The following is a 12,448-nucleotide window of genomic DNA, read 5'->3' as shown; positions in this document are numbered from 1 at the left end:
TGTCGCATACTTATAAATTGGGCAGTCCTTTTTGTATGAGCAGGTACGATTATTTTCTTGTTTTAGTAAATTTATTTAATGTATTACTCTTTGTTCTGTAACTTATTTGTAACCTTTTTGTAAATAAAACTATTGTAAACGCATTCATAATGTGGTAATATCAAACTAACGTTATTAAAAGGCCTGTTTTTAGTAAAAAATTCCGGAATTAAGTGAATTGTATCTGTTTAATTTACTAAATGTGAAGGGGAGAAAACAATGAAGAAGAAAAAATCATTGGTATTACTTGTCTTAAGTATGTTCTTATTAATTCTTGCAGCATGTTCTAATGATTCAGGTGGCGGTAACGGTAATAGTGGTTCCAGCGGAGGAAATCCTGACGCTGAGGTAAAATTAACGATGACGGCATGGGGAAATCCAGCTGAACAAGAAGTATACCAAAGAGCATTGGACGCTTATATGGAGGAAAATCCAGAGGTGTCCATTGAGTTAATCCCAGCGCCAGGTGATACGTACAGACAACAGCTCTTTACACAATTGCAAGGAAGCCAAGCTACTGATTTATTCTATGTTGGAGCGGAATATATGGCACAGTTAATTGCCACAGGACGAGTGATGGAATTATCAGAGTTTTTGGAGTCAGATGAAAGCTATGTGAAGCCGGATGAGTTTGCTGAAGGGCTTTGGGGACCTGCGCGAAACGAAGACGGTATCTACGGTACAGCTGTGGACTCGAATCCAATGTTAATCTACTATAACAAAAAAGTATTAGAGGAAGCAGGCATCGATCCAACAGAGCCGCAAAAATTATATGAAGCTGGTGAGTGGAATTGGGATAATTTCACTGAATTAAATCGTCAAGTAGCAGAAAGCGGAAAATATGGATTTGTCGCAGAAAATAGTGCGCTGCACCACTTTAGTTGGAGTTGGACAAATGGTGGTGAGATGTACGATGAGGACGCAAATTTGATCTTAGCTGATAATGAGAAGGCACAAGAAGCTTTTGGCTATGTTGCAGATAATATTGCAGAAGGTAACTTTACCTATGCAGGGGCACTCCCTGAAGGACAAGGGCCAGACGCGATGTTTATGTCGAATCAAACGGCTTTTGTGGCTGCAGGAAGATGGTTAACACCAATGTTCAGTGAAAATGAGGCATTAGAATTTGATTATATTCCATGGCCGACAAACACAGGGGAAACATTAGAAACTGCAAGTATTGCAACAGCCTATTTAGCAGTTGGAGAGCACTCTGACAATGTGGAAGAGGCGATGAAGTTCTTATCTTATTACACTTCCGAACAAGGACAGCGTGATCGATTAACAGATGGCGGTAATGCCGTACCATCTGTAGAAGCTGCCGATGATATTATTGATAATGCGGATGTCCCAGAACATGCTTCTTACTTGGTTGATGTAAGAAATATCGGTCAAGTAGAGGATAAACAAACTACAATTCCTGGTTTAGACGAAGAGATCAATAGTCTCTTAGACTTGTTATTCTTAGGACAAGAAGATCTGGATACAACGATAGGAAAAATTGATCAAGTCGGTACAGAGATCATTGAAGAGTATCGAAGTGAAGAGTAAATTAAAAAGGGGCGGGATTCTCGTCCCCTTTCTTTACACTAGCTGATGAAGACAATGTCTAGGGGGATCTTTCCGTCATGACGCATGATTATTATATCTTGTAAGGGGTGTAAGCATATGCAAAAAGGTAATGCAAAGTGGGCGTTCTTTTTTCTAACCCCGCAGTTAATTGGCTTAATTGCCTTTGCGATTATTCCGCTGGTCTCTGCCTTTGTACTGAGTTTTATGAAGTGGGACGGCTTTGGTGAGCGGACTTTTGTGGGCATTCAAAACTATGTCAGCCAATTTTCGCAGTCGGATTTTTGGACGGCCACCTATAATACGATTCTGTATACGATATTAACCGTGCCGGTAGGATTATTCTTAGCCTTAGTGTTAGCGGTTGCTTTGAATAAGATTAAGGGGAAGGAATTTTACCGTTTATTCTTCTTTATGCCGGTAGTGACGAGTTCGGTTTCGATTGCCGTTATTTGGATGTGGATTTTGAACGGGGATCTCGGTATCTTAAACCAAGTGCTGGCAATGATCGGTATTGAGGGGCCGAATTGGTTAACCAACACAAGCTTGGTGATGATCTCTATTGCAATCTTAAGTATCTGGTGGCAGTTAGGTTATAATATGGTTATTTTCTTAGCTGGTTTGCAGGGGATATCCAAATCCTACTATGAAGCAGCAGAAATTGATGGAGCCAGCAAGACCCAGCAGTTTTTTAAAATCACGTTGCCAATGTTGTCGCCAACGACGTTCTTCTTAACGATAATGGCGATTATCGGTTCCTTCCAAGTGTTTGACCAGGCCTTTGTATTAACCCAGGGTGGTCCTGGTAAGGCAAGCTATACCTTGGTATATCATATTTATCAGAATGCCTTTATTGATTTCCGTTTTGGTATGAGTGCCGCGGCGGCGATGATTTTATTTGCGGCTATTCTGGTCATTACCTTAATCCAATTCTCGCTGCAGAAGAGGTGGGTGTACTATGAAGACTAAACGAAACATATCGCCAGTAAGAATTTTGTTGCATATTGTCCTTATCATTGGATCTTTTCTGATGGTCTTTCCGTTTCTGTGGACGATTGGCAGTTCATTGAAGGATATGACCCAGATATTTGCGATTCCGCCGGTTTGGATTCCTAACCCTGTGGTATGGCAGAATTATATCGATTCATTTAATGCGATGCCGTTTGATCGTGCTTATTGGAACAGCTTTTATATCACTGCGGTTGTTGTGGTGGCTCAAATATTTACCGGATCTATGGCAGCCTATGCCTTTGCCAAATTGAAGTTTAAAGGGTCAGGCGTCTTGTTTATTTTATTCTTAGCAACAATGATGATTCCTAAGCAGGTAACAATGATTCCATTGTATTTAATTATGGATCAGTTAAGCTGGTTAGATACACACTTACCATTGATTATTCCGGGAGCATTATTTAACGCCTTTGCGGTTTTCTTATTGCGTCAATTTATTCGCGGGATTCCGAGAGAATTAGAGGAAGCTGCGATTATGGATGGAGCCAATCCAATCAGGGTGTACTGGAGTGTGATTTTGCCATTGATCCGACCTGCCTTAGCGGCGATGTCAATTTTTATTTTCATGGGAACATATAATAACTTTATTGATGCCTTGATTTACTTATCGTCACCGCAAAATTTCACGGTTCCGTTATTGTTAAATAACTTTAAAGGGTTATATGTGACAAACTGGTCCTATATGATGGCGGGTGCTACTATCTCTGTCGTACCAGTAATTGTGGTGTACCTATTCGCCCAGCGATATATTATTGAGGGAATTACTTTGACAGGTATTAAAGGATAATTATCTTAGATACAGACTAAGATGTCTGTTCACATATGCAGTGAAGGTTCTCCTTCGCTGCATAGCAGTCACAAAGGATGATCAATTCTTTAGGGGTGTTTAAATGAAAAATGTAATGAATGTGATGGAATGGATTGCTAAAATTGCCTACTTAAATGTGCTTTGGCTGTTGTTTACAGCAGCGGGTCTGGTTGTTTTTGGCCTTTTCCCAGCAACTGTTGCGATGTTTACCATAATTAGAAAATGGTTAATGGGGACTATCCAAGAGTGGGATTTCCGGATGTTTTGGGATATCTATAAACAGGAATTTTGGAAAAGTAATCGGATAGGCGCAGTTTTTTTTGTTGTTTTCTTCTTGAGTTATGTTAATATCCAATATATGAATTATTACGAAACTGGTTTCCACCAAATGATTAAGGTCCCGTTAATGGTTGTGATGATTGTTTTAGCTGTAGCGATGCTGTATGTGATCCCTGTCTATGTTCATTATCAGGTTTCTTTAAAAGAAGTATTTAAATATTCCTTTTATCTGATGTTGATTCATCCGATATATAATATAGGCATGCTTATCAGTTTAGGGATTAGTTTGTTAATGATGTTGTTTTTACCGAATGCTGTTTTCTTTTTCTTAGGTAGTTTAACTGCGTATATTATCATGCGTACTTGTTTACATGTTTTTACAAAAGTTTCAGAGAAGCAAGAAATGCTGCGATTAAATGAAAATTAATCGCTCTTTATGTTAGATGAACTCCCTTTCCTAATAATAGGAAGTAAGCTTCTTTTACTTTTGATATACTGCTAGGATCCTCTGAAGCAATTGTTTTAATTGAGATTTATACAGGGCTGTGCAGTTAACAAAGCGTGACAAAAGAAAAGAAAACGGATAATCTATTATTAGAAGAGGTGGCGATAACTGTTATGGCAACAATAAAAGATATAGCAAAAGAAGCAAGGGTTTCACCTGCTACCGTCTCAAGGGTTTTGAATAATGATAGTTCGCTCTCTGTAACTAGTGATACACGTGAGCGAATTATTAGTGTTGCTAAGAGCTTAAACTATAAAACCGTGAAAAGTCGAAAACAGGCTACCATGAACAAAAAGTTACCTTATCGAATTGGTATATTTGTAAATCAGTCGATTGAAGAGGAATTAAATGATCCTTATTTTCTTACGTTGCGTAAAGGGGTAGAGGACCAATGTACACGGATGGGGTTGGAGACAACAGAGGTATATCGGTTAAATAATTCTATACCGACAGATATCTACCAGCAGTTAGATGGAGCAATCTTGGTTGGGAAGATAGATCCAAGTTTAATCTATGCATTGAAGGATAAGGTGGAGCACTTTGTTTATGTCGATTGTTCGCCAAATGAAGATAAATATGATTCGGTAATGATCGATTTTGACAAAGCAACGAATTTAGCATTGACACATCTGTTGAAGAGGAATCCACAGCAAATCGGATTTATCGGTGGTTACACGATTGAACATACGGTAGACTACGGGGAAAAGGTAGTAATGGATGAGCGTCATCAAGCGTTTGTGGGACGAATGAAGCAAGAAGGCAGATATCGTGAAGATCAGGTATTTATTGGTGACTTCACCATGTCAGAAGGCTATCGTCTAATGAAAGAGGCAATCAGCAAAGGGAAGTTGCCTGAGGCATTTTTTATTGCGAGTGACCCAATGGCAATCGGAGCATTGCGCGCCCTTCGCGAACAAGGGCTGCAAGTACCAGCAGACGTGGCAATTGTTAGTTTTGATGATGTAGAGATGGCTGCGTTTGCAAGCTGCCCACTGACAACGATTCATGTGCCTATTGAGTTAATGGGTGCAACAGGAGTTAAACTGCTAATGGATCGCATGGAAGGAAGACAGATTCCACTCAAGGTAACGGTGCCAACGAAACTGGTGATTAGAGACAGCTGTGGAGGGCAGGCATAGATTAAATAGTAGGCAGCGAAGGGGCTGATTGTTCAACAGCTCCTTTTTGTGTGAGAAAAATTAGGCAGTATTATACATAGGTAACAAACATATTAACAGGTTTGTGATAATCTTCTAGTGGTTGAATGCATCCTTTTCCGTGCCTGGAGTAATCATAAGTACCGCTTGCTTGATCATTAATTACACAAAATATCTTTAACAGCTACCTCATTTTGCGTCATTAATTGATACGTGAAGCCTTAGGTGTTGTGTATGTATTCTTGAATAAAAAGTGAGTGAATATTCTGCTTGGCTAAACAGCAAAGTACTAAATTTGCTGTTTAGTTTTAATTATCTATTAATATTTTGTGACGACTGGGAAAGGCTGTTGACAATTAGTCAACACTCAGATAACCTTGAAAGATGATTGAAACAATTAAACGAGGTGGATACAGATATGACAGCAGTGTATCAACAGAGTATTCAAACAAGACTTCGGGAGCAGGGTATGAGCATGCGACAGCTGGCTAAGGAGACAAACATTAATGTTTCCACTATTTCGAGGATTTTAAGCGGCAAACGCAAACCTACACTCAGTCATCTCCGATCTATTTCACAGGTTTTAGATATTCCGCTGTTAGAATTAATCAAGGAAGAGAAAGCGGAGAGGAAAGAACGCCTTTCACTGGAACACGTACGTGCCATTATTCAAGATATGCAATTACCAATCAAGCCGTTCACCTTGACTGACATAGAAGAAAAGTTAGCGGAATATCAACAAATTAGCCAGACTGATCATGGGCAAAAACAGATTACACAACAGTTTTCGGCCAAATTATCAGAATTAAATGGACAAGGCCCTTTTGTAGAACGACTAAAAATATTGTATAGCATCTTTATCGATAAAAAGTGTCCTAAGAAAGAATTTTTATTAATAGGCGGTGCTCTGTTTTATTTTATTACCGCTATGGACCTTATTCCCGATTATATGTTACCAGTTGGTTATTTAGATGATGCTTTAGTTATTCAATACGTGATGCAGTCCTTGTCTTTCAAACAGTGAGGGATTTGAATGGTAAAGAAACCAATGGTGGATTATTTAATGATTATGATTCTAATTGGATTATTATTGATTAGCCTGGCTGCTGTCTACAGTGGTACAGGGCAATATACAGATGGTGCTTCGTTTTACTACGCCCGGAGGCAATTGATTTGGTATGTGGTTAGTGGATTGATTATGTTAGTAGTGGCTCGTTTTGACTACGAACTGCTGGAGAAGTGGGCTGTTTATTTATATGTGTTTGGTATAGGCTTACTATTGTTGGTTCGCTTCTTCGGGATGGAGAAGAATGGCTCGCAAAGGTGGATTGATCTTAAATTTATGGATTTTCAACCTTCTGAGCTGATGAAAATATTCTTAGTAATTTATTTAGCGGCCATCTTGAAAAAGATAGGCACGCAGAAGATTACTTTTGTAAAAAGTATTCCGATTGTATTACAGGTGATGGTCGTGGTGATTATCCCTTTCTTCCTTATATTAAGACAACCTGATTTAGGAACGGCCTTGCTGATTGCCGTCGCTTCGCTAACAATATTATTTATGTCCAGTGTTAGTAATAAGATGATAGGAACGATTATAGCAGCAATTGGTTCAGGGGTGTATCTCCTTGTCTACTTATTCCAATATCGGCAAGATATTATTTCGGTTATTTTTAAGCCTCATCAATTGGGCAGGATTAATAGCTGGTTAGATCCTACCGAATATGCGATGGATTTCGGCTATCAATTGCGGCAAGCCATGCTAGGAATTGGTGCTGGACATTTAACTGGATCAGGATTTAATTCAGGGTATCAAGTGCAGAGTGGGCGTGTGCCTGAAGCACATACTGATTTTATTTTTGCGGTAATAGGGGAGGAATTTGGCTTTATTGGCGCAAGTATGTTAATTCTGTTGTATTTTCTATTAATCTATCGGATTATTACCATTGCTATCAAAGCAAATGACATATTTGGTGTCTATATTTGTGTTGGGGTCATTGCGCTTATAGCCTTTCAAGTCTTTCAGAATATCGGAATGACGATTGGTTTAATGCCCGTGACAGGGATTGCCTTGCCTTTTATTAGTTATGGTGGGAGCGCCTTAATCACCAATATGATTGCACTAGGTTTGATACAAAGTATCTATCTGAGGTCGAAGGATTACATGTTCTCTTCGGAAAATGAAGTCACAGCATGAGGGGGATAAGCATTGAAACAAATCAAGCGAATAGATAAAAGTTTGTTCGTTATCCTAATAATGTTTATCATCTTTGGTATCGTGATGGTCTACAGTGCCAGCTTTCCTTATGCTTATATCCGCTTTGAGAATCCAGAACACTATTTTTACCGGCAATTGTTCTGGGGCGTGATGAGTCTTGTATTCTTATATGTGATAATACATATACCATATCGAATCTATGGTAGATTGACGCCGATTCTGTTATTAATAACTTTTGTGTTGCTTATCTTGGTACTGGTGCCGCAAATTGGGATAGAACGCAATTTTTCCAGACGTTGGCTGGGCTTCGGTAGTTTGCAGTTCCAACCTGTTGAAATTGCAAAGATGACACTGCTCCTTTATTTTGCTTATTTTTACAGTAAAAAACAGGATTTAGTGCACCATTTTGGCAAAGGGGTTATGCCGCCACTCATCGTATTAGTTATCGTATTCGGCTTGATCCTGATGCAGCCTGATCTTGGTTCCGCCACTTTATTATTATTTTCTTGCGGTTTACTCCTCTTTTTCACCCGTATACCTTACCGTTATTTGTTGTCCTTGCTGCTCCTTGCTGTGGCCGCGTTCGTTTTTTTTGCGATCCGGTCACCCTACCGATTAGAGCGGATTACCTCTTTTCTCGATCCATTTGCTGACGCAGAAGGAACTGGTTATCAGTTGATTAATTCCTATATATCGATTCATACTGGTGGGGTATTTGGTCTTGGCTTAGGACAATCTGTACAGAAACTAGGTTATCTGCCAGAAGCGCATACCGATTTTATCATGTCCATCATTGCAGAAGAGTTAGGGTTATTCGGTGTATTGATTGTCCTCAGTTTTTATGCATTTTTATTGATCAAAGGATTACAGATTGGAAAAAATGCGCCAGATTTATTTGGAAGATTATTAGCGGTCGGCATTATCTTTCAAATTACAATGCAAGCATGTATTAATTTGAGCGCAATGTTAGGTTTACTGCCTATTACGGGAATTACTTTGCCATTTGTCAGTTATGGCGGTTCTTCCTTACTTATTACCATGACGGCCATGGGAATTCTTCTGAATATCTCTGTCTATGCCAAAAAAGAAAATAGTTGATTAGATAAATAGTTTTTAGACGTATGCCTCAAATCATGCACACGTCTTTTTTATAAGAAAGAAATATTTGGGAAAAGGTTCAAAAAAGCTTGCTATAACTGTCGGTTTTTGATATAAATAAAAGAATGAGGTTCTATAATTGCTAGTTACGCAGGAAAGGGTACTAGACTGATGATACTTACAAGTTAAATAGCTTGTAAGTATGTGGAATGTTTAAATATTTGTAAGTCTGAGATAGAAGCTCCCTTTATAATACAGCTGGCAGGATATCAAACGTTAATGGGAGAAGCATAAGGTATTTGGCAAACGGTATTAATGGACGATAACAGGAACTAAGGTATATGCTGGGAACTTCAAAGCAGGCGGAAAGAAATATATATTAATAAGAACCAATTTTTTGCCTTAAAGGAGAATATGTATGTGTGGTTTTGTAGGACTTTTTCTTAATGAGGAGCATTCATTTACACAACAAGAAGTAGAGGAGTTTAAACAACGTAATAATTTGATTACACACCGTGGCCCAGATGATGAGGGGTATTATAATGAAGACGGTGTGTTCTTTGGTTTTCGCCGTTTAAGTATTATTGATATAGAGACTGGCAGCCAGCCATTGACTTATGATGACGAGAAGATATGGATGGTATTTAATGGTGAGGTATATAATTACCGTGAATTACGAGAAGAGTTAATCGCAGAGGGCTATACATTTAAAACAGAGTCAGACACAGAAGTTATTGCGGCAATGTTTGCGAAACATAAGGAGCAAGCCTTCACGTATTTACGAGGGATGTTTGCTATCTTGATTTGGGACAAAGAGCAAGAAACTTTATTTGGTGCCCGTGATCCATTTGGTATCAAACCTTTCTATTATGAAGAAACAGAGGATCGGTTGATTTGTGCTTCTGAGAGAAAGAGTATTTCCTTATTCCGTGGAAAAGAAACAATTAATCAAAAGGCACTGCAACAGTATTTTAGTTTTCAATTTGTGCCAGAAACAGATGTGTTAACCAAAGGAATTTTTAAATTAGAGCCTGGTCACTATTTTGTGAAACGACGTCATCAAGCAATGGAGCGCCATTGTTATTGGAAGGCTTCCTTCAAACCAGTATTGATGGAGAAGTCACAATGGATCGAACGGATTCAAAATGTACTGTTTGATTCGGTAGAAAAGCATATGCGCAGTGATGTACCAGTTGGTTCCTTTTTATCCGGTGGAATTGATTCATCTATTATTGCATCGATTGCTAAACAGCTTCACCCATCGATTCAAACCTTCTCTGTTGGGTTTCAGCATGAAGGTTATTCCGAAATTGATGTAGCGAAGGAAACGGCCGAGAAATTAAATGTTTCGAATACAGCTTATATGGTCAGTCCTGAAGAGTATGTAGAACATTTACCAAATATTATTTGGCATATGGATGATCCATTAGCCGATCCTTCTTGTGTGCCATTGTACTTTGTAGCACGAGAAGCGCAAAAACAAGTGAAGGTAGTGTTGTCTGGAGAAGGGGCAGATGAATTATTTGGCGGTTATAATATTTACCGTGAACCAGAGTCGTTAAGCATGTTTGAATCGATCCCTTCCCCGGTTAAACATTTATTGAGTAAGGTTGCTCAAGTATTGCCGGAAGGGGTAAAAGGAAAGAGTTTCTTAGAGCGGGGAACCACACCGCTTTCCGAACGGTATATTGGCAATGCTAAGATGTTTGAAGGAAATGAATTGGCGAAGTTAATGAAGCAATATGATGCGTCTTTATCCTACCGTGATGTTACAGCTAAGTTATTTGAAGAGGCTAGTCACTATCCATTAGTTAATCAAATGCAGTATGTGGATATCCATACTTGGCTGCGTGGCGATATTTTATTAAAGGCTGACCGGATGACAATGGCTCACTCATTGGAGCTTCGTGTACCATTTTTGGACAAAGAGGTCTTCCGAGTGGCAAGTGAACTGCCGGTAGAGTTGAAGATTGCTAATCATACGACAAAGTCTATCCTGCGTGAAGCGGTGCAAGGTATTGTACCAGATCATGTCTTAACGAGAAAGAAATTAGGTTTCCCTGTACCAATTCGCCTTTGGTTAAAAAATGAATTAAATGATTGGGCAAAGACCTTAATTAATGAAAGTCAAACAGACGAATATATTAATAAACAATATGTGCTTGAACTATTAGACAAGCATTGTCAAGATAAGGGAGACTACAGCCGCAAGATTTGGACCGTCCTTATGTTTATGGTATGGCATAAGGAATATATCGAAAAGCCAAACCATGTGCTAGTCGGGTAACTATTATATAGGAAAGGCCTATGATGCTTTCTTCAAAATACAGCAGCTCCTGTATTTTGAAGAAAAAGTCCACAGGTCTTTCTTTTTAAACATTTTTTAAAAAATATATTTTGGCATAAATCTTAATCTAGCAGGGTATATGATCACTCCTAGTTATTTGATAAGAAAAACGAAACAAGATTATTAGTCAAGACCAAATGAATTTGATATACTGTTAAGGTGAGTGCAGAGGGAATACCTTAGTCTTTAAGAAAGCGAATTCAACAATACATATTTAAATGAAGGAGTGCAAAATAAGATGGTAAATGTAGCTTTACTTAGTAGATGGCATGTACATGCAGATGATTATGCACGACAAGCACAGGCAAATGAGGATATCCAAATAAGCGCTGTATGGGATGAAGATCCAGAGCGGGGACAGAAATGGGCAGAAGAATTATCCGTACCATTCTATCAAGATTTGGATGAACTATTATCACAATCAGATATTGATGGTGTGATAGTAGATACACCGACGAATATGCATAAAGAAGTAATTACGAAAGCAGCAAAATATAAGAAACATATTTTCACCGAAAAGGTGCTAGCGATTACACTAGAAGATTATCAAGAAATTATAACAGCCATTGAAGAGGCTGGTGTAGAACTAATGGTATCACTGCCAAGATTAACGGATGACTATTATCTCCGTGCTCAGAAGATATTGGATGAAGGCAAGTTGGGAACATTAACAACAATTCGCTGTCGTTTCGCCCATAACGGTGCCGTGCCTTCGGAAAATAGTGACACAGGCTGGCTGCCAGCACACTTCTTTGATAAAGAGCAATGTGGCGGAGGAGCCCTGATTGACTTAGGAGCTCACCCGATTTACTTGACCAACCGTTTGGCAGGACCTGCTCGTTCTGTTTCTGCCGTACTGCAGTCAACAGGTGATAAATATGATGTAGACGATAATGCAGCGGTCTTAGTGGACTATCAATCAGGTGCGATTGGTATTCTTGAGACAAGTTTCTTATCTAGTGGCAGTCCATTCCAGTTAGAGCTTTACGGAACACAAGGAACACTGTTAGTAGAAGAAGAAGCGGTTCGTTTACGCACAGGTGAGGGCTGGGAAGAAGTAACGGATGAAGTGTCAGCGCCAATGCCGATGGAGCAGTGGGTACATGCGATCAATAAAACAGCAGAACCGAGTTTAAAAGAAGAAGATTTCTATAACCTTACCTTGATTAACCAAGCGGCAGCTCAATCAAATGAGACTGGTGAACGAGTAGTATTAGAAAAGTTAACAAATAAATAATCAAGACAGAAAAAGCAAGTGCATCGCTCACTTGCTTTTTTCTTATCTTAAAATGTGTGTCCTTTTTATCCGTTTTTCTGAATAGCTTATAGAAAGCATTCCTGTAATGAAGAAATATGAGGGGAAATGAGCGTAGAATCAATTTTACAGAAAAGAATCCCCCTTGGTAGTATAGAGAGTGTC

10 protein-coding genes are annotated in these 12,448 nt (G+C 39.0%); all 10 read left to right on the top strand.

All coding sequences use genetic code 11. The annotated features are described in order from the left end of the window. Positions 1–258 precede the first annotated feature (258 nt). Positions 259–1,590 (top strand): ABC transporter substrate-binding protein, encoded by a 1,332-nt coding sequence (locus JOD18_RS20555; protein WP_204671002.1) that lies wholly within the window; start codon positions 259–261, stop codon positions 1,588–1,590. Between the two features lie 117 nt (positions 1,591–1,707). After that, on the top strand, positions 1,708–2,577 hold the full coding sequence (locus JOD18_RS20550; protein ID WP_204671001.1) for a carbohydrate ABC transporter permease: 870 nt from the start codon (positions 1,708–1,710) through the stop codon (positions 2,575–2,577). Next, complete coding sequence (locus JOD18_RS20545) at positions 2,567–3,403, top strand: carbohydrate ABC transporter permease (protein WP_204671000.1); 837 nt, start codon at positions 2,567–2,569, stop codon at positions 3,401–3,403. The genes JOD18_RS20550 and JOD18_RS20545 overlap by 11 nt, the downstream gene beginning before the upstream one ends. A gap of 103 nt (positions 3,404–3,506) precedes the next feature. Continuing rightward, positions 3,507–4,130 carry a YesL family protein gene (locus JOD18_RS20540; RefSeq protein WP_204670999.1) on the top strand — a complete coding sequence of 208 codons (624 nt, stop codon included), beginning with the start codon at positions 3,507–3,509 and terminating at the stop codon, positions 4,128–4,130. 191 nt (positions 4,131–4,321) lie between these two features. Beyond that, entirely contained in the window at positions 4,322–5,347 is a 1,026-nt protein-coding gene (locus JOD18_RS20535) for a LacI family DNA-binding transcriptional regulator (RefSeq protein ID WP_204670998.1), read from the top strand. Positions 5,348–5,783: 436 nt separating this feature from the next. Beyond that, positions 5,784–6,389 (top strand): helix-turn-helix domain-containing protein, encoded by a 606-nt coding sequence (locus JOD18_RS20530; protein WP_204670997.1) that lies wholly within the window; start codon positions 5,784–5,786, stop codon positions 6,387–6,389. A gap of 9 nt (positions 6,390–6,398) precedes the next feature. Beyond that, complete coding sequence (gene rodA, locus JOD18_RS20525) at positions 6,399–7,562, top strand: rod shape-determining protein RodA (protein WP_204670996.1); 1,164 nt, start codon at positions 6,399–6,401, stop codon at positions 7,560–7,562. 12 nt (positions 7,563–7,574) lie between these two features. Further along, complete coding sequence (ftsW, locus tag JOD18_RS20520; RefSeq protein ID WP_204670995.1) at positions 7,575–8,681, top strand: putative lipid II flippase FtsW; 1,107 nt, start codon at positions 7,575–7,577, stop codon at positions 8,679–8,681. A 418-nt stretch (positions 8,682–9,099) separates the two neighbouring features. Further along, entirely contained in the window at positions 9,100–10,968 is a 1,869-nt protein-coding gene (gene asnB / locus JOD18_RS20515; RefSeq protein ID WP_204670994.1) for an asparagine synthase (glutamine-hydrolyzing), read from the top strand. A 298-nt stretch (positions 10,969–11,266) separates the two neighbouring features. Further along, the gene (locus tag JOD18_RS20510) at positions 11,267–12,265 is read left to right on the top strand and encodes a Gfo/Idh/MocA family protein (protein WP_204670993.1); all 999 of its coding nucleotides are present in this window, start codon (positions 11,267–11,269) and stop codon (positions 12,263–12,265) included. The last annotated feature ends 183 nt before the right edge of the window (positions 12,266–12,448 follow it).

This window comes from Gracilibacillus alcaliphilus (genome assembly GCF_016909015.1).
In the GTDB taxonomy this organism is placed as follows: domain Bacteria; phylum Bacillota; class Bacilli; order Bacillales; family Amphibacillaceae; genus Gracilibacillus; species Gracilibacillus alcaliphilus.
The sequence above is the reverse complement of the archived record's forward strand: the minus strand, read 5'-3'. Positions and strand labels throughout refer to the sequence as shown.